Here is a 19397-nt window from a genome sequence, read left to right as displayed (position 1 = left end):
TTATGGATACATTACTTTTAATTACAGTATTGATTGTCGTATTGGCCTTAACCTTTGACTTCATCAATGGTTTCCATGATACAGCCAATTCGATTGCTACGGCAGTGTCAACCAAGGCATTAAAACCAAGGCATGCTATTTTAATGGCTGCAATCATGAACTTTGTAGGAGCCATGACATTTACAGGTGTGGCAAAAACTATTACAAAGGATATTGTTGATCCATTTACACTCGAAAATGGATCAATTGTTATTATGGCAGCTTTGGTTTCTGCAATAGCCTGGAATTTAATCACTTGGTATTATGGCATTCCAAGTAGTTCATCTCATGCAATTATTGGTTCTATTGCTGGAGCAGCGATTGCATCATCTGGTTTTAGTGCGATCCATTTCAGCGGATTTATAAAAATTATTTTTGCTTTGCTATTCTCACCATTCATCGCCTTTGTGGCTGGTTATATTGTTTACAGTATCTTCAAGGTAATCTTTAAAAATAACAATTTAGCAAAAACCAATAGAAATTTCCGTTTTATTCAAATCGGTACTGCAGCTTTGCAGTCATATTCTCACGGAACAAATGATGCTCAAAAGGCAATGGGAATTATCACTCTGGCACTAATCGCAAATGGTTTTACAACATCCTCTGATATTCCTTTATGGGTACAATTAGCCTGTGCTACTGCAATGGGGCTTGGAACGTCTGTAGGCGGTTGGAGAATTATTAAAACAGTCGGCGGTAACATTATGAAGATTCGTCCTGTTAACGGTGTGGCAGCTGATATTACATCTGCAGCCATTATCTTTGGTGCAACCTTTATTCACCTTCCAGTAAGTACTACTCATGTTATATCATCTTCTATCATGGGTGTAGGTACTTCCCACCGTGTGAAAGGCGTAAAATGGCATACGGCACAGAGAATGATCATAACCTGGATTATCACGATACCTATTTCCGGAACTTTAGCTGGTTTGATTTACCTACTTTTAAATTTTATTTTTTAATTAATAATTTCATAGAAGGAGATTGGATGGGTTACAAATTCGTAATCATATCCAATCTCTTTTTTAATTAGTGTGTTCTTTCTACATATCATTTACCATTTATTGTATTATAGGGATAACAATCAATTTAGTTAAGGAGTCTTTCAATGGATAATCAGTACCATTCAAAAGATTTTTTTAAAGGATTATATGGAGGCCTGGATGAATTTGCTGATCGACTCAGTTCTTTGATCCGTTATCCGATAACCATTGAGGATGCCAATCATCAACTACTGGCCTATAGTGCTCATACCAATATTACCGATCAAGCCCGCATTCTAACGATTATGGGCAGACGCGTACCAGAAAAAGTAATTAATGCTCTTTGGAAAAAAGGGATTATTCCCTTCCTTCTTCACAATGATAAGCCCATCATTGTCGATTCCCTTGATGAAGTAGGACTTGGCAAAAGAATTGCCATATCCATACGAAAAAATGATGAAGTGCTGGGGTTTATTTGGGCTCTTCAATCCGACACAGTCATTACAGATGAAAAACTATCCATTTTGATATTCGCGGCTAAGGAGGCAAAAAATCAACTCCTACTACTCCAGTCTCGTTTAAAAGGCCAAGAAGAAAACTATCAGGAATTCTTTTGGAAACTGTTGACCGGCCATTATACTGCAGAGAAAGCAATCCTTGCAGATGCGGTTAAATTTCCATTTACATTACCTAAATACTACACCATCGTTGTCATTGAATTTGAATCCTCTATTGATATCGATTTGGATAAGCAAATCGTCTACCTAATCAGTACGACACAAAAAGCGACTATTGTCTTCTACACAATTGATCAAAATAAGCTAATCCTTTTAATAGATGCCTATAAGGACCAACCAAAGAACTCTATATCCATTTTTATTCAGTCTTTTACAGCCGATATGAAGGATCGCTTCAATATTACCATCTGTTCAGAAGGCTGCGGAAACCTTTATTATGAGTATATTGATGCCTATAAAAGTTATTCAGAGGCTCTGGAAGTCATTAGTTTAAAGAAAAGGTATACAGATGAATTAATGGGTGTATATTGGTACGATGAACTCGGCCTTTATCAATACCTACCTATCATCAGTGAAAAACGTAATAGCCAAACCAAACAACTCCCTATCGGTCTTAATGCTTTAAAGATATATGACAATGAACATCAGACACAACTATACGATACATTAGAAACCTATTTAACCTATAATTCCAATCCAGCCGTTACATCTGCTATTCTGCATATACATCCGAATACTCTTTCCTATCGTTTAAAAAGAATATCTGACATCAGCCATTATGATTTAAAAAATCATAAAATAACGTCCCACCTTCTGCTCGAAATGAAATTAGCAAACTATTATTGATTGAACGTTTGTGAAAATTCACAAATCCTTATTTTTGAATTTTCTGTTTTTAACATACTATTCAAATAAAATACGGATTATAATAGCTATACATAAGATAAGACAGGAGGATAAAATATGCTGATAGGAATCCCTAAAGAAATTAAAAATAATGAAAATCGTGTTGCCATAACTCCAGCAGGTGTTGTGACTTTGGTGAATGCCGGGCATAAAGTCATGGTAGAATCCTCAGCTGGAATGGGCAGTGGATTTATAGATGCGGACTATGAATCAGCCGGCGCCATTATTTATCCTGGTGCAGCAGAGATTTGGGCAGAAGCAGAGATGATCATGAAAGTGAAAGAACCTCTGCAAGAGGAATATAAATATTTTCGCCCTGGTTTAATTTTATTTACCTACCTTCACTTAGCAGCATGTCCTGAATTAACAAAAGCATTAGTAGATTCAGAAGTGTTTTCAATCGCTTATGAAACTGTTTCATCGGGAAAATCGCTGCCATTATTAACCCCTATGAGTGAAGTAGCAGGTAGAATGGCCGTCCAGATTGGTGCGCAATTTCTTGAAAAGCCTCATGGTGGAAAAGGAATATTGTTAGGTGGTGTCCCTGGGGTTAAAAGAGGAAGAGTAACGATCATTGGTGGTGGAGTAGTGGGTACTAATGCTGCTAAAATTGCTATTGGATTAGGAGCAGATGTAACCATAATCGATTTAAGCCCGGATCGTTTGAGAGAACTTGATGATATATTTGGAAACCAAGTGACGACCATTATCTCCAACCCATTTAATATTGCCAATTTGGTTGCCGAATCTGATTTAGTGATTGGTGCTGTTCTTATTCCCGGGGCAAAAGCTCCAAAGCTTGTGACAGATTCAATGGTACAAGCTATGACACCGGGTTCAGTGATTGTAGATGTGGCAATCGACCAGGGTGGCATATTTGAAACAGTTGACCATATAACCACACATGATCATCCAACTTACACCAAACATGGTGTGATTCATTATGCAGTAGCCAACATACCCGGTGCAGTCCCAAGGACTTCTACCATTGCATTGACAAATGTGACGATCCCTTATGCCCTCCAAATTGCAAATAAAGGGACAATCCAAGCTGTTACAGATAATCCTGCATTATCTAAAGGGGTTAACACGCTAAACGGATATGTTACCTTTGAAGCGGTAGCCAGAGATCTTGGGTATCCTTATAAAACAATTACAGACGCTATGAATCGAACAATTCAAGGAAGCATAAACTAGGAATCTATATTCCTGTGATTCTTATTCTTATCCAAAACTAATTAAAGCCGGTGGAATTTTACTCGTCGTAAAATCCCACCGGCTTTTTCAATTATGAGGTGGGTTTGTCCCTTCCTCCGCCTATCTTCTATTCTCGCACAAGAGGCATACTCATACAGCGTGGGCCTCCTCTTCCTCGAGAAAGCTCCGAACTTGGGATTTCTATTACTTCCACCCCATAGTCTTCTAATAGCTTATTTGTTACCACATTTCGATCATATGTAATCACAACGCCCGGTGCTATGGCCAATGTATTTGATCCATCATTCCATTGTTCTCTCGGTGAAAATATTTCATCTCCTCCGCCACAAGGGATTAAGGCCAATTCCGATAATTTCAATACTTCCTTCAATGTATCTACTAAATTATATCTTCTTGATATTTGGATACTCTTTTGATCTGTCAGCTCCAGGATAAAAATATTCATTTGCCCATTTGTTCCTTCAATTTCAGGGTGAATCGTGAATTTATCTTTATCGACCATTGTAAAAACCGTATCCAAATGCATAAAAGCACGTTTTTTTGGTATTTCAACAGCCAGTACCTTTTTATAAGTCGTTGAACCACTAAGGAGATTATAGGCCATTCTTTCAATTGCCCATGCCGATGTTCGCTCACTTACTCCAATGGCCACAACCTCATCACTTAAAATGAGGATGTCCCCTCCTTCTATCGCAAAAGGATCCGAACGGTCCAACCAATGTGAGTGATTTTGGCTCTGATATTCAGGATGATTCTTCATTATAAATTCCCAGAAAAGAGATTCCCTTCTTCTGGCTGCAGTGAACATTTTATGGATGGTCATTCCCTCCCCAATAATCGCTGCAGGATCCCTTGTAAAATATAAGTTTGGAAGCGGGTCAATATAAAAAGGATACTGGGTTGATAAAAAGTCATCAAGATGTACCTTTTTATGGTCATCTAATTCTTTCTTTAATACACCCTCCATTAATTTCTTTACCAATTCTGTATCTGATAAGGATTCAAGGTATTCTTTAACCAATTCATAGCTTCCAGCGAGGTGATGCCTGCTTTCCAGTAAAAAGGTATTAATTAACTCTGATTTATTTTCAGGAGCTGTAAATGATTCCTTCACTAAATTTTCCAGGTAGACGACCTCTACATTACGATCTTTCAGCGCAGCAGCAAACATATCATGTTCCATTTGCATCTTTGGAAGGAAAGGAATATCATCAAAAAGCAATCTTCCCATATTTGAAGGTATCAAATGCTCAATTTCTTTACCTGGCCTATGTAAGAGTACTTTTTTCAGTTGGCCTATTTCAGATGTAATATGTAATTTATTTTCCGTTTTATTCATTTCACTTATCCCCTTAAAAAACACCATATTTGGTTTTATTCAGCTATTTCCCCTTTTTCAGGAAAAGTAATCCTATTTCAGTAGATTAATTGTCATATACATGGTTCCCTTATAACACTTTGTTTGTAAGACTTTTTATAATAAACTGACTTTTATTAAATGAAATTTATTTCTTTTTCAATATAATAATATGTGGTAATATACCATTATACGCGGATGTATTTATATACAAAAAAGTTGGTTTTATATTCAAAGAATAATACTGGAAACTAATAAAAATACAACTTTTAATTCTAAATAATCATAATTGTTGAATATTTATGAATCTTTTTACTTCGCTAAAGCACTAAAAAAACTATTGTTATTTACTCTAAATTTTCTTAAAATAGTATTTATGTTATGAAATAAGGAGAGGAAACAGAGATGTCAGTTAACACTCAAGCTCAGGAGCTTGGCAAGAAAAAGCATCCTCCTGGATTATATCTTTTATTCCTAACAGAAATGTGGGAAAGATTTAGTTATTACGGCATGCGTGCTATTTTAATCCTCTATTTGACTACTGAGTTAGTCAGCGGCGGATTGGGGATTGATAACAAAACAGCTCTTAGTATCTACGGATTCTACACTGGTGCTGTCTACTTTACACCGCTTATTGGTGGATGGTTGGCAGACCGTTATCTAGGTCACCGCCTGTCTATTACAATTGGCGGAATCTTAATGGCCTTAGGTAATATTGCTTTATTCGCCCATCAGAGCCAAACATTTTTATACATTGGCTTAGCGTTATTAATCGCTGGTAATGGTTTCTTCAAACCAAATATTTCTACATTGCTTGGACAATTATATGTAGGCAATGAATCTCGCCGTGATGCGGGCTATACAATCTTCTATATGGGTATTAATGTTGGTGCTTTCTTTGCCCCATTAATCATCGGATTTGTTTCGGAAGACTTATTTGCTACGACAGTTAACGGAGTTATGACATATGGGTACAAATATGGTTTCTTAATTTCAGCGATCGGTATGATCATCGGTCAATTGCTATTCAACCTATTTGCTAACAAATACTTAGGCGATGCCGGTAAACGTCCATCCGTTACTCAAACGAAAGAATCTAAAGAAAAATCCAATGCTCCATTAACGCGCAGTGAGAAACAACGTACTTGGGTAATCATTATCATTACTTGCTTTGTTGTCTTCTTCTGGGCCGGTTTTGAACAAGCTGGAAGTTCCTTAACTCTATATACAAAAGACTTTGTTGATCGCAATGTACTTGGTTATACAGTGCCAGTATCCTGGTTCCAATCGCTTAACCCATTATTCATCATCCTATTGGCACCAATTGTCTCTGCACTATGGGTGAAACTTGCAAGCTCTAAACGTGGTGACATTCCGGTTCCGACTAAAATGGCAATGGGGATGATTACTCTAGGTTTGGGTTATATCGTATTGTTATTTGCGATTTTCCAAACAGGTAACGATGTTGCGAGCGTGGAACAAAAAGCAAACATCATGTTTATTGTGGTAACATTCTTCCTTCATACAATGGGTGAATTGTTCTTATCTCCAGTAGGACTTTCCCTTGTAAGTAGAATTGCTCCAGTTAAATTAGCTTCATTGCTAATGGGTGTATGGTTAGCATCATCTGGTGTCGCTAACATTATTGCTGGACAGTTAGCTGTTGTCACACAATCACTTGGTTATTTTGAAGTATTCGCTCTAATCGGCGGTGTAGCCATTTTCTTCGGTCTAATACTTTTAGCCTTATCTAAGAAACTTGTTGCAATGATGGAAATGAAATAATTATTCTATAAAAAAGACTGACGCAAGGCGCAAGATTTTGTATCTGCCCTTAACGTCAGTCTTTTTAATTATTATGAACCTGTACTCCCCACTTCTTTTTTAAAGAAACTTCTCATTGCATGAAAGACATCAGCCTTTTGCTTCAATATATAGTATTGAAACTTTTCATCCTTAATGTTTTTATATGCGGACATTAATGTGGAATTTCGATTGTATTGGTTAACTTCCCCGTACCCAAACATGTTGGATACGTCCATTAATTCTTCAACTAGTTTAACACAACGAGGGTTATCTGAAGTTAAGTTATCTCCATCTGAGAAATGAAAAGGATAAATATTATAGCGTTCAATTGGATACTTTTGTTCGATAATCTCTAAAGCCTTACGGTAAACCGATGAACAAATCGTTCCACCGCTCTCTCCTTTAGAAAAGAAATCTTCTTCTTCTACGACCTTGGCTTCTGTATGATGCGCAATAAATTCAATATCAACAGTTTCATACTTGGTTCTTAAGAAACGTGTCATCCAAAAGAAAAAGCTGCGAGCCATATATTTTTCCCACAGCCCCATACTTCCAGATGTATCCATCATGGCCAAAACGACTGCTTTAGATTCTGGCTTCTCAACTGAATTCCACGTTTTGAATTTAAGATCATCCTGATAGATTGGTGCAAATCCAGGATTGCCCCCCAGTGCATTTCTTTTAAAAGCACTAATCATCGTTCTTTTCTTATCTACATTTCCCATTAAACCTGTCTTCCGAATATCATTGAATTCGTAATGCTCGACTGTATGATCTCCCTGTTCTTTTTCTTTTAAATTGGGTAACTCGAGTTCAGAAAACAAGGCTTCCTCAATCTCTAATAAAGAAACTTCAGACTCTACATAATCTTCTCCTGCCTGGTCTCCCGCTTCTCCTCCTTTTCCCGGTGCCTTTTGCCCACTTCCATCTCTTGCAACTACATCTCCTACCTGGGAATCTCCCTCTCCCTGACCAATATGCTTGTTTTTATCATAATTATAACGAATTTTATATTCATCAAGAGAGCGAATCGGGATCTTCACCACATTCTTCCCATTGGACATGATAATACTTTCCTCTGTTATTAGTTCAGGTAAATTATTTCGTATCGCTTCTTGCACTTTCTCCTGATGTCTTTGCTGATCATCAAAACCTTTTCGATGGAGGGTCCAATCTTCCTTTGAAATGGCGAACTGATGGCTATCATTCTTATCCGACATCGTTTTCCCCCCTATATAGCATTCATCATTTTTAGTTGTTTTGATTTTTTCAAAATCACTGTCTGATTACTCTATCCTATGCGTAAGCTACAATTTATTGCCAAAATATTCTTGAAATAAGACAAAGTTTCGCTCATCCCTCACCATTTAGATCATATAATTCTAAAACCATACATATGACTGAAAATAGTTTAAGGCAGGTAGGAATTAATTCAGGTAGTGCTCACGAATTAAGGCTTGTATGACGCTTTTGAAAGAGGATTATAAAAGGGGGTGCTTTACTGTGGTAGTTTAAATATTGGCGGCAAGTTAATGGATATCAATGAGAATATGAACGAAAGTAGCCAAATATCTTTAGAATAAGCGGTTTTTTTAGCAGTCCTGTTCATCTCCATACAATAAAAAAATCCTATGTTTTGTATAGGAGCATTTGTATTCATAAAGAAAAACGCTTGGATATTCCCCCCTTATTATCAAACAGAACTTACGCGGGAGATGCCACTCAATAACCAAGCGTTTTTGAGAAACGACCTATTGTTTTATTTATTTTCTGCCTCTTCTTCCTCATGTTGAACAGGATCTGGTTGCTTATCGTATTCTTTGGATAGTTCTTCATTTGTCCTAAGGTGCTCCATCTGTTTTCCCAGGTTCTTCATTTCCTCAAGATCCGGTGCCATTGAGCCATTCTCAGCAAGACTTTCAGCAATCGTATCTGCCTTTGCATCTTTTTTCATTTTTATCACCTCCTATGGCATATTCCCAGCCACCCCTCTTAATAAACATTATTTTCCAATAAACTATTATACTACCTTGCTAATCTCTTTCTTACCCATATCCCAGTCTCGAAAATTTTGGAGGATCAGTCCATATAGGTGTTCTCCTTCTCTAGAGAATATTAATCTCATTCTTTACATGTAAATAACAATTAAAAAGAACTATCTGTAAGTCGTTTGAATCGACTGTTTAGATAGTTCTTCACTAATAATCTTATCTATTCAACAAACTTCCTACATATCGAAGAAGCTCATTAGCTGATGTAGAATTATATCCATGTTCGTCTATTAATCTGGCAACCACTTCGTTTACTTTCTTTAATTGACTTTCATCTGGAGTTTTAGATGAAGTTGTAATTTTAACAACATCTTTCAAGTCAGCAAACAGTTTTTTCTGGATTGCTTCGCGTAAACGGTCATGAGAATTGTAATCGAACCGCTTGCCTTTACGGGCATAAGCAGAAATACGGATTAAAATTTCTTCTCTGAATGCTTTTTTGGCATTTTCAGATATGCCAATTTGTTCTTCAATAGAACGCATTAATTTTTCATCAGGATTGATTTCCTCGCCTGTTAGGACATCGCGAAGTTTTGATTTATTGCAAAAAGCTTCCACATTATCTAAATAGTTGTTCATTAATGTTTTTGCTGACTCCTCATAGGAATAAACAAATGCCTTCTGTACTTCCTTCTTCGCAATATCATCATATTCTTTTCTTGCAAGAGAGATATAGTTCATATAGCGTTCTTTCAACTCTGCTGTAATGGAAGCATGTTGATCCAACCCTTCTTTTAAGGAACGCAATACATCCAACGCATTAATGGATGGTATTTCTTTTCTGATAATGGTGGATGATATGCGGTTAATGACATAACGTGGATCGATACCGCCCATTCCTTCATCTGAATATTCCTTTTTTAATTCCTCTACATCTGAAGAATTAAAGCCTTCAACGTTTTCTCCATCATATAACCTCATTTTTTTGACAAGATCAATATCACCTTTTTTCGGTTCCTTCAATCTACTAAGAGTAGTAAACATGGCGGCGACTCTTAAGGTATGCGGTGCGATATGGACGTTTGATACATCACTTTCATGAATCATTTTCTTATAAATTTTTTCTTCTTCGGATACTTTTAAATTATAAGGAACCGGCATAACAATGATTCTGGAATGCAAAGCTTCGTTCTTTTTATTAGAAATAAAGGAACGATATTCCGTTTCATTCGTATGCGCTATAATTAATTCATCCGCGCTTATAAGTGCGAATCTGCCCGCTTTAAAATTCCCTTCCTGTGTCAATGAAAGCAAATGCCATAGGAATTTCTCATCACACTTTAACATCTCCTGAAATTCCATCATCCCACGGTTTGCTTTATTTAATTCCCCATCGAAACGATACGCTCGCGGATCGGATTCTGATCCGTACGTAGCAATCGTAGAAAAATCGATGCTGCCAGTTAAATCAGCAATATCCTGTGATTTTGGATCAGATGGACTGAATGTCCCCACTCCAATCCGTTTATCTTCAGATAGGAAAATCCTTTCTACGGTCATATCTTCAATTCTTCCATGATATTCCTGTTCTAATCTCATCATATTTAAAGGCGAAAGATTTCCTTCGATCCTAATTCCATACTCTTCAAAAAAATCATTGCGCAAATGTGCAGGTATTAGATGCAGTGGATCTTCATGCATTGGGCAACCTTTTATCGCATAAATTGCTCCCCGATCCGTCCGTGAATATTGCTCAAGTCCCCGTTTTAAAAGTGTCACTAAGGTCGATTTACCACCACTCACAGGCCCCATTAATAGCAATATACGTTTTCGCACATCTAATCGTTTAGCAGCTGGATGAAAATATTCCTCTACTAGACGTTCAAGTGATTCCTCAAGACCAAATAATTCCCCTTTAAAGAAGCTATATCTTTTCTTTCCATCAATAATTTCAACGCCCGCATCCTTAATCATGTTGTAAACCCTGGAATGAGCTGACTGAGCGACTAAGGGTGTTTTCTTTAATAGTTGCAAATAGTCACCGAATGTTCCTTCCCACTTCAACTTTTCCTCTTCTTCTCTGAACTGTTCTATTTTTTTTATGATATCCATTCAGTATTAATCCTCCCCTAGCTGTGATTCAGCTGCTACTAATACTGTATGCACGTATTGAGCCAAACATGTGCTATGCCCTCCAGAATCCATAAATGAATTGCCTGATTTTCGATTTATTAAAATACACTCATTAAAGAAAAAAATTAACTAATATGGTATACTTTTTCCAAGATACCGATATAAGGAGGACCTTTCAATGACTGTTGCTATTATAATTGCTGTATCCCTAGCATTCCTTGCTGCCATCTTCACCGGCGGCTACAACGACAAAACAAACTAAAGTGCTGAGGCGACTGGTCAGCTCCGACAAGCATAAGAGGAGGCATGTAGGGAGGCGCTATTCCCTCCCGCAATGGCTACTCTTATGTCTCGAGGAGCTAGGAGCCGAAGCCGGATTAACTAAAAGTGCTGAGACGGCTCAATTAAGGAACGAAGACTAAAATTGCCACATCGTGTGGCAACGTCTTCATGACCAACATCCTGTTGGCCCGCGAAGAGCATAAGACAGGGCCTTGGAAGGAGGTGTTCTTCCCTCCTGCAGAGGTCATGCTTATGTCCTGAGCTTCTAGCCGTCGAAGCCGGATTAACTAAAAAGCTGAAGGGCCAAATTAAGGAACGAAGACTAAAATCGCCACATCGTGTGGCAACGTCTTCTTGACCAACATCCTGTTGGCCCGCGAGGAGCATAAGACAGGGGCTTGGAAGGAGGTGTTCTTCCCTCCTGCAGAGGTCATGCTTATGTCCTGAGCTTCTAGCCGCCGAAGCCGGATTACCTAAAAAGCTGAAACGGCCAAATTAAGGAACAAAGACTAAAATCGTCACATCTTGATACCTTGTCTCTTGCTCACATAGGTCAAGGTTAATAAAGTAAAAACCCCTCACTTTCAGCTCATGAAGTGAGGGGTTTGCTATTTTATATTTATTTTAGAGCAAAGTGTTTGGATTTTACGAAATCCATCATGAATTCACGCTGTTTGCTTGTTAGCAAACCAATAATTTGCTCTGTCCATCTATCTTGTCTTAAGCCGTCTGTACGTTCATTATAATAGGCTGAGATAATTTCATTATATTCTTCGAGTTCAGTCTGCTTGTCCTCATATTCATTCTCATGAAAGACTGCTTTCAGTGGCAGACGCGGTTTAGTAGCCGCTTCATCTTCCGGATAACCAATGGCCATTCCGAAGAGCGGAATTACGCGATCAGGTAATTTTAAAAGATCAGAAACCTTTTCGATATTATTTCGGATACCACCGATAAAACAGATACCGAGATTCATCGATTCAGCTGCAATGGCAGCATTTTGTGCAGCCAACGCTGTATCAATTAATGAAATTATGAAAGTCTCCATACTTTCCAGATTGTGATCTATATTTGTACCTTCTAGATCAGCAGCCAGCTTATGGCGATTATAATCTGCACAAAACACTAGGAAATATCCATTCTGTTCTACATAGGACTGTCCGCCTGCCAGTTCAGCCAATTGTTTTTTCTTATTATGGTCACTGATCCCAATAATTGAATAAGCCTGTACAAAACTCGATGTTGACGCAGACTGTGCTGCACTGACAATCGCTTCAACTTGCTCTGTTGATAATGATTTATCTTTAAATTTTCGAATCGAACGATGATTCTTTAATAATTCAATCGTTTCATTCACTGGACTAAAGCTCCTTTCTATCGTTTCGTCACCAAATATACCAAACAGTACGGATGTCATCTAAAGATATGTTTAATATGCTAAAACAAAAACTTCTCAAAAGGAGAAGTTATGTTAAATGTATATAATTTTGTTGGCGTAATGCTTCATAAATGACAATCGCTGCTGTGTTCGATAAATTAAGTGAACGAACATGGGTATCATTCATAGGCAGACGCAATCCTCTTTCAGGATGCTCCTCTAATAAATGCTTTGGCAGACCTGTTGTTTCTCTGCCGAAAATAAAGAAGTAATCTTTAGTGGTATCTTCATATGAAATATCACTGTGATAATTCTTAGCAAACTTTGTGATGTATAAGAACTCTCCACCACTATTCTTTTCAAAAAATTCCTCAATTGAATCATAATAAATAATGGTTACATGCTCCCAATAATCAAGTCCGGCACGCTTCAACGCCTTATCATCAGTAGAGAATCCCAATGGACGGATTAAATGCAGAGTTGTATCAGTGGCCGCACAGGTGCGGGCAATATTACCCGTATTTGCCGGGATTAATGGTTGATATAAAACAATATGTAAAGACACTTTTTCTCACCTCTGGATAGTTTAAGCAGCCTTTATTATAACACTATTTATCCCTTTTCCAAAAATGGGATCCCTAATTCGTTAGTATATGAAAAAATTTATATTGAATATTGGGAGTGTAAGCTGTGGAGTCTTCGTAATCCCAAAATCTCAATCGACTGTTTGTTGTATGAGCATTTACCAACGGATTCCCATATTCATCCTTCGCTGTCACAATTGTATTATGATTGTACCTGCCATCTCCTTCAAAATCATAACAAATGATGTCCCCAATCATTAATTGGGTCGGGTTCTTCACTTCCTTCGCCCAAGCAGCTGCTTTTAACATCAGCATAAAAGCATGTGCTACTGTCCAACTATAACTCCAATTGCTTTTCCCTTCTATCCACCACCCCTTTGTACGATTCGGCGTGCCCCACATCGGTACTCCACCTGCATATAAACATTGGGATATAAAATTTGTACAATCGTCCGTGAATTGCGGAAAGTTAGGATTAAAGGAGTTCCACCATCTCTCAGCATATTGAACTGCCTTCAACCTGTTATAAGCAATCTTGGAACGCGGAGAAACAACATTCAAATTCTTAAGGAGACCTTGATCCAGTACTTGAGGCTTTTTGATTAATTCCTGATCATGTAACAGGTCGGTTCCTTTAAAAGAAGCTTTGCGTAATTCTACTTCTTCTTCCAGGTAAAATTGTTTTCCTTGCTTAATCGCGAGCTTCCAATGTATTTCATAAATCGCATCAATGGCATCTGTCCGTTCTGCAATTTTTTTTACATGTCCCTTAGCCATTACTTTGACTAATTCTCCCCCGCGCAATTGGATTCCATCGCGCTTTTTTACCAAACTCTCTATGTTATCTTTCTTATAAGAAGATGGATCTTCTTTGAGTTTTTGTATTCTCTCCACGACCAATTTGCGCAAGTTTTCTTTCATCAATTCATTCACACTCCTTTTTTTAAAAAGTATGATGAATGTATAAATTCCATACAAAAACCGGAGTAAAAAAGTTACTCCGGTAAAATAAGGTGGTCGATTGCGCCTTTTATCTCATCCACTACCATCTGATCTTCCTCTTTTGTTAGACAATCTGTTAAAATATCACTTGCTTCCTGGCCACCTATTTTCCCAATAGCCCATGCTGCTGTAGCCCTAATAACTGGCCTCGGATCCTTTTGCAGTAATTCTTTAATAGATCCAATACTATCTTGATCCTTGAAGTGTGCCAGTGCCATAATCGCATTTCTCTGAATCGGCATCTTTCCACGCCATGAACCTGAAATACTGCCAAATTTCTCTTTAAATTGGCGATTACTTAATGTTAACATGGCCTTAAGCTGAGGTTTAGCCAATTCTGGATTCGGCTCGCATTCAGGATGATTATGAAAGTCTATACGGCGATTATATGGACAGGATGTCTGACAGGAATCACACCCATACACCCTGTTGCCCATTTTATCTCTGAATTCATAAGGAATCATTTCCTTCGTTTGGGTCATAAACGATATACACTTCTTGGCATTAATTTGTCCGCCCTGAACCAATGCTCCGGTAGGACAGGCATCCAGACATTTTGTACATGTTCCGCACAAGTCCTCCATTGGAGTATCAGATGGAAAAGGGATATTCGTAATCATTTCTCCAAGATATAGGTAAGAGCCAAATTCCTCATTTAAAATAGAGCAATTTTTCCCGCTCCAACCAATACCGGCCCGCTCTGCTACGGCACGATCCACTAATTCACCAGTATCAACCATTGATGATAAGAGGGATTCAGGCAACCGCTCTAAAATAAATGCTTCAAGCTTAGCCAATCTATTCTTTACTACATAATGATAATCCGTGCCCCATGAAGAACGGCTAAAAATACCACGCCTGTCGCCAGCTTTACTTTTAGGTGCATTCTTAAGTTTGGAAGGATAGGCTATGGCAATAGCGATAATAGATTGAGCTTCCGGCATTAGCTTTCTTGGATTGGTCCGTTTATCCAAATCTGATTCTTCAAACCCCGATGCAAAGTTAAGATTCTGTTGGTCAATCAGCCGTTTCTTTAACACCTGGAAAGGATCAGCTGATGTAAATCCTATTTTATCGATCCCGATTGTCTTGCTGTAGTCAATAATTTCTTCCTTAAGTAAACGAAAATCCATCTTAGCCTCTCCTTTCTAGGAAATATGTATAACTCTCGTATTTATGGTAAACTATATTCCAATCATTTTGGAGGTGTAAATTTATGCAAATTCAAGTGGATCGGCAACTATTTGAATGTGCCGGCGATGTAAAAATCGGTATTATCTCCTATCAAGAGATTGTGGCAGATGCCCTACCTTCCATGCTGATAGGACGTCTTCAGCTCTTTATCGAACATTTACATACTGAACTGGAAAGTAAACCCTGGAGTGCATATGAAGGGATTGTATCATGGAGAAAAGTATTTAAACAAACAGGAAGTGATCCTTCCCGCTATCGCCCCTCAGTGGAATCATTATTTCGTCGCGTCAAAAAAGAAGCGTATACGCCATCAGGAAATTCAGCGATCGCTCTCAATAATTTTTTCTCCCTGCAATATACATGTCCAATGGGAATATACGATTTAGCAGAGGTGAAAGGTGATGTGGTGTTCCGAATCGGTACACTTGAGGATTCATATGAAGGTTTAAATGGTCGTGTAAACAAATTAGAGGGGATTATAGGTTCTTTTGATCAGACAGGCCCATTTGGCAGCCCTTATGTAGATTCTGTACGTACCAGTGTGAATGACCATACAACAAATGCACTGCATGTCATTTATTTTCATCCTGAAATGACTAATGAACAAGCAAAGCAGATTATGCAGGCAATTTCCAAAATGTTTATTCAAGTCCATGGAGGAGAGTCTGCAATCCATCTATTGAGTCAAGAAAAAAATACTATAAAAATATAAAAAACGCAATGCTTCGTACTCCAAGGTTACGAAACACTGCGTTGTTAACGGAAATTAAGAGCGGGTGAAGGGAATCGAACCCTCATCATCAGCTTGGAAGGCTGAGGTTTTACCACTAAACTACACCCGCAAATAAGATAAGTATTATACTAGCAGATTGTTCAACATATTTCAATCTTTTTTCGACAAAAACTGCAAAATTTATTTAATAAATAAAACTGGCATCCTCAAAAGTAACGGACGCCAGTTCTTCTCATACCTTTAAACTTCGATTTCTTCTTGCTTCTTGTTTCGCATTATTCACAAAGCAAAAAGCCGATTCAAAGACACTTAATTTCTCCACTTCACGATATAATGACCAAATTCGGGTAGCAGATTGATAATTGCTTTTTTCCAATATATAATTACTCTTTCTTAGATAAGCATGAACGCTTTTTAATCTCATTGCTTTAAATCCTCGTTTTAATATAGAAAGCCAGAGAGCAAAATCTTCTGGTATATGGCGATTGTTGGTCAATTGAACTTTCCCAACTTTATATTGATCGATTATAACAGTTGAAGTGCCAATCGCTGTTGTATTTCTTAACAAGTCTTGATATGTAAGTTGATTAGGCATCTTTATGACAGGTTCATAAGCAAGGTTTCTCTCATCAATAAATTGATAATCCGTGTAACTAAATGCCAAGTTATGTGCTTGCATAAATTCAAGCTGTTTTTCCAATTTATTTGGTGCCCATAAATCATCAATGTTAAGAAAGGCAATATAATGACCTTTAGCAGATTTAATAGCCATATTTCTAGCTTCTCCCGGTCCGACATTTTCCTGAAGGGTAATTAATTTTATTCTGGAATCTTCCATTAGGTACTCTCTTATTAAACTCCTGCTATTATCAGTAGAGGCATTATCAACAATAATGAATTCCCAATTCTCATAGGTTTGCTTTTTAACTGACTCAATGGTTTGACGAATAGATACCTCTGAATTATAGCTAGGCATAATAATGGATACTAATGTCCTAAATGGAATACTGCTTCTCATGATTCCTCACCCTCCTAAAATGATTCATACTAAATCTCCCAAAGATCAATTGTTATACAAATATAATATTATGTATCCATTTTATTAACAGATTAAACACTTTTATGAACCGAATTTTAAAGGTTCCTTAATTTTTTTAGCAAATGATAGTTACTGAAATACCTCATATGGATTATTATGGAATAGCAGGTGTTGAAGGGAGTGTCTTTCATTGAAAACGATTATTCAATCATTAGTTGTTTCCTTTATCATTCATTTGATCTATATAGGTGGACCACTCCTAGTAGGCTATATTAAAACAAGGTATTATAAACCTGATTTTGATGATAAATGGGGGAACGTAGAACTACTTCAAAATGAAGTTGTTTTTGGAACATCCGCCTCTCCACTGACTTTCCTAATTACCTTCTTCGGGGTTGCAGTGATTTGTGGATTAATAGTCAGAGCCTATAAGAAAATGCTTGGTTAAAATAGATTAACAATCTAAAAGGAGCAGGCTAGAGAACTCTGGATTATCACGCCCCCCTTGTAAAAAAAATAGCCGGTTTCCCGGCTATCCTATTTTAAGTATTCATTATACTGTTTTCCATTTGTTCTTGTTTTCGTGGCTTAGTCATCCAAGCAAATGAAGCAAGCAATACGATAACGATCATCAGTGCAAATGGTGTACTTCCTGTAAATCCAAGAACAATATACCCTGTCATGGCAATACCTGCACTAATTAAAGCATATGGGAGTTGCGTCATCACATGATCGATATGATGCGCACAGGCACCTGTAGAAGAAAGTATTGTTGTATCTGATATAGGAGAGCAATGGTCACCAAATACAGCACCGGCCAACACAGCTGCCATAGCGGGTAAAATCATCGTAATATCTGTCGCTGCCGCAATTTCTCCGGCTATTGGAAGCAGAATCCCAAACGACCCCCATGAAGTACCCGTTGCAAATGTCATCAATCCGGCTAGTAAAAATAATAACAACGGAAGGAAAGATACATTTAAATTTAAGGAGTGTACTAATCCTGCTAAATACTGGCCTGTTCCAAGCCTACCTATCAAGTCAACGATGGTCCAGGCAAATAATAAAATATATACCGCTGGCAGCATAGCGCCAATTCCATGCTTAAGTCCCTTGGTAAACACTTTTATAGAGACTCCACGCAGTATAAAGACTTGTCGTAAAAACATAAGAATGGTTACGATTATACCGATTGTACCACCCAACACTAATGATTTAGTGACATTAGTATTTTCAAAAATAGTCAAAAGAGTCGCATGGCCGGCAACTTCCTGATAACCTGTCCATAACATGGCAGCTACTGTACCAATAATAAGAGTCACAATGGGAATCACTAAATCTCCGACTCTACCTGTCGTACTTCTCGGTAAATCTTCTTTTAATTCTCCCGGCACTGTCTTGGCTGGGTTATAAAGAATGCCTTCCGCTTCTGCTCTTTCCTCGTGTAATTTCATTGGGCCGACATTCCAATTTCGGTAGATAACAATAAAAACCATAACCAATGCTGTAGTCGCATAAAAGTTCATTGGAATCATTTGAATAAATGCTGATAAGGAACTGTATTCTGTCACTTGATGAGTTACGAAAATACCCCCAATCAACGCAATAATATAAGCTCCCCAGCTCGAAACCGGCATAATTACACAGACTGGTGCCGAGGTGGAATCAATGAGATAGGCAAGTTTTGCTCTCGGTATCTTATGTCTGTCCGTTATTGGACGTGCTACTTGGCCAACTGCCAAGGCATTAAAATAATCGTCAATAAAAATGAGTATTCCAAGCAAGGCCGCTACTAATTGGGCACCAACTCTTGTTTTTACATGTCTCATCGCCCATTCACCAAAAGCGCGGCTCCCACCTGAGATTGAAATAAACGCAGTAATAATACCAAGGATGAGTAAGAATAAAATAATATATATATTGGATACATTAAGTGACCCATCTGAAATAAAGATTCCTTTTACGGCATCACATATAAGAATAAATGTTTCTCCCATTTTAAAATCAGCAAGCATGAAAGCCGATGCCACAATTCCCATTCCGAGGGATAGCAAAACTTTTCTTGTTAAGGCCACCATCAAAATGGCCAATAATGGGGGAATGATTGTATAAACTGTCGTTTCCATTTTTTCCTCCTCCACATAATTAAGGGGAACTCACCGTGTGGGCTGTACCTTTGCTCTCTTTTCTTCCAGCATAAAAGAGAATAAAGAAGGGCTGCAATAGAGAAATAT

16 protein-coding genes and 1 tRNA gene are annotated in these 19397 nt (G+C 37.8%); 6 read left to right on the top strand and 11 right to left on the bottom strand.

Features of this window, described 5'->3' with window-relative positions:
* Positions 1–2: 2 nt before the first annotated feature.
* From AC4G3L_RS07305 to ald, 3 genes are all read left to right on the top strand, one after another.
* Positions 3–1001, top strand: coding sequence for an inorganic phosphate transporter (locus tag AC4G3L_RS07305; RefSeq protein ID WP_491076308.1), 999 nt, complete (start codon positions 3–5; stop codon positions 999–1001).
* Between the two features lie 146 nt (positions 1002–1147).
* On the top strand, positions 1148–2386 hold the full coding sequence (locus AC4G3L_RS07300; RefSeq protein WP_491076307.1) for a PucR family transcriptional regulator: 1239 nt from the start codon (positions 1148–1150) through the stop codon (positions 2384–2386).
* A 117-nt stretch (positions 2387–2503) separates the two neighbouring features.
* Positions 2504–3643 carry an alanine dehydrogenase gene (ald, locus tag AC4G3L_RS07295; protein ID WP_491076306.1) on the top strand — a complete coding sequence of 380 codons (1140 nt, stop codon included), beginning with the start codon at positions 2504–2506 and terminating at the stop codon, positions 3641–3643.
* A 127-nt stretch (positions 3644–3770) separates the two neighbouring features.
* Here the strand turns inward: ald and arcA are convergent, their stop codons facing one another.
* A complete protein-coding gene (arcA, locus tag AC4G3L_RS07290; protein ID WP_491076305.1) occupies positions 3771–5003 on the bottom strand; it encodes an arginine deiminase in 1233 nt (410 codons plus the stop codon).
* Between the two features lie 423 nt (positions 5004–5426).
* Here arcA and AC4G3L_RS07285 point away from each other — a divergent pair, with 423 nt between their 5' ends.
* The gene (locus AC4G3L_RS07285) at positions 5427–6806 is read left to right on the top strand and encodes a peptide MFS transporter (protein ID WP_491076304.1); all 1380 of its coding nucleotides are present in this window, start codon (positions 5427–5429) and stop codon (positions 6804–6806) included.
* 71 nt (positions 6807–6877) lie between these two features.
* Here AC4G3L_RS07285 and yhbH read toward each other — a convergent pair whose 3' ends face one another.
* The 7 genes from yhbH to queG form a co-directional block, all read right to left on the bottom strand.
* Positions 6878–8047, bottom strand: coding sequence for a sporulation protein YhbH (gene yhbH / locus AC4G3L_RS07280; protein WP_491076303.1), 1170 nt, complete (start codon positions 8045–8047; stop codon positions 6878–6880).
* Positions 8048–8586: 539 nt separating this feature from the next.
* Positions 8587–8781 (bottom strand): hypothetical protein, encoded by a 195-nt coding sequence (locus tag AC4G3L_RS07275; RefSeq protein WP_491076302.1) that lies wholly within the window; start codon positions 8779–8781, stop codon positions 8587–8589.
* A 253-nt stretch (positions 8782–9034) separates the two neighbouring features.
* Positions 9035–10930, bottom strand: a complete 1896-nt coding sequence (locus AC4G3L_RS07270; RefSeq protein WP_491076301.1) for a PrkA family serine protein kinase — start codon at positions 10928–10930, stop codon at positions 9035–9037.
* Positions 10931–11852: 922 nt separating this feature from the next.
* The gene (nfsA, locus tag AC4G3L_RS07265) at positions 11853–12590 is read right to left on the bottom strand and encodes an oxygen-insensitive NADPH nitroreductase (protein WP_491076300.1); all 738 of its coding nucleotides are present in this window, start codon (positions 12588–12590) and stop codon (positions 11853–11855) included.
* A gap of 109 nt (positions 12591–12699) precedes the next feature.
* Positions 12700–13176: a tRNA (uridine(34)/cytosine(34)/5-carboxymethylaminomethyluridine(34)-2'-O)-methyltransferase TrmL gene (trmL, locus tag AC4G3L_RS07260; RefSeq protein WP_491076299.1), complete on the bottom strand. Its 477-nt coding sequence runs from the start codon at positions 13174–13176 to the stop codon at positions 12700–12702.
* A gap of 73 nt (positions 13177–13249) precedes the next feature.
* Positions 13250–14116 carry an amidase domain-containing protein gene (locus tag AC4G3L_RS07255; RefSeq protein ID WP_491077161.1) on the bottom strand — a complete coding sequence of 289 codons (867 nt, stop codon included), beginning with the start codon at positions 14114–14116 and terminating at the stop codon, positions 13250–13252.
* A 74-nt stretch (positions 14117–14190) separates the two neighbouring features.
* On the bottom strand, positions 14191–15330 hold the full coding sequence (gene queG / locus AC4G3L_RS07250) for a tRNA epoxyqueuosine(34) reductase QueG (protein ID WP_491076298.1): 1140 nt from the start codon (positions 15328–15330) through the stop codon (positions 14191–14193).
* Between the two features lie 83 nt (positions 15331–15413).
* Here queG and AC4G3L_RS07245 point away from each other — a divergent pair, with 83 nt between their 5' ends.
* Positions 15414–16103 carry a B3/B4 domain-containing protein gene (locus tag AC4G3L_RS07245; RefSeq protein WP_491076297.1) on the top strand — a complete coding sequence of 230 codons (690 nt, stop codon included), beginning with the start codon at positions 15414–15416 and terminating at the stop codon, positions 16101–16103.
* Positions 16104–16162: 59 nt separating this feature from the next.
* Here AC4G3L_RS07245 and AC4G3L_RS07240 read toward each other — a convergent pair.
* Together AC4G3L_RS07240 and AC4G3L_RS07235 are read right to left on the bottom strand one after the other, a co-directional pair.
* A tRNA-Gly gene (locus AC4G3L_RS07240) sits at positions 16163–16233 on the bottom strand.
* A gap of 123 nt (positions 16234–16356) precedes the next feature.
* Complete coding sequence (locus AC4G3L_RS07235; protein WP_491076296.1) at positions 16357–17142, bottom strand: glycosyltransferase family 2 protein; 786 nt, start codon at positions 17140–17142, stop codon at positions 16357–16359.
* Between the two features lie 211 nt (positions 17143–17353).
* On the opposite strand from AC4G3L_RS07235, the gene AC4G3L_RS07230 reads away from it, so the two are divergent.
* Positions 17354–17611, top strand: coding sequence for a hypothetical protein (locus tag AC4G3L_RS07230; protein ID WP_491076295.1), 258 nt, complete (start codon positions 17354–17356; stop codon positions 17609–17611).
* A gap of 94 nt (positions 17612–17705) precedes the next feature.
* Here AC4G3L_RS07230 and AC4G3L_RS07225 read toward each other — a convergent pair whose 3' ends face one another.
* Positions 17706–19289 (bottom strand): Na+/H+ antiporter NhaC family protein, encoded by a 1584-nt coding sequence (locus AC4G3L_RS07225; RefSeq protein ID WP_491076294.1) that lies wholly within the window; start codon positions 19287–19289, stop codon positions 17706–17708.
* Positions 19290–19397: the final 108 nt, after the last annotated feature.

The sequence above is a fragment of the Bacillus sp. z33 genome, from assembly GCF_058313615.1.
Note: the sequence above shows the minus strand (reverse complement) of the source record. Positions and strands in the feature narration are given on the sequence as shown.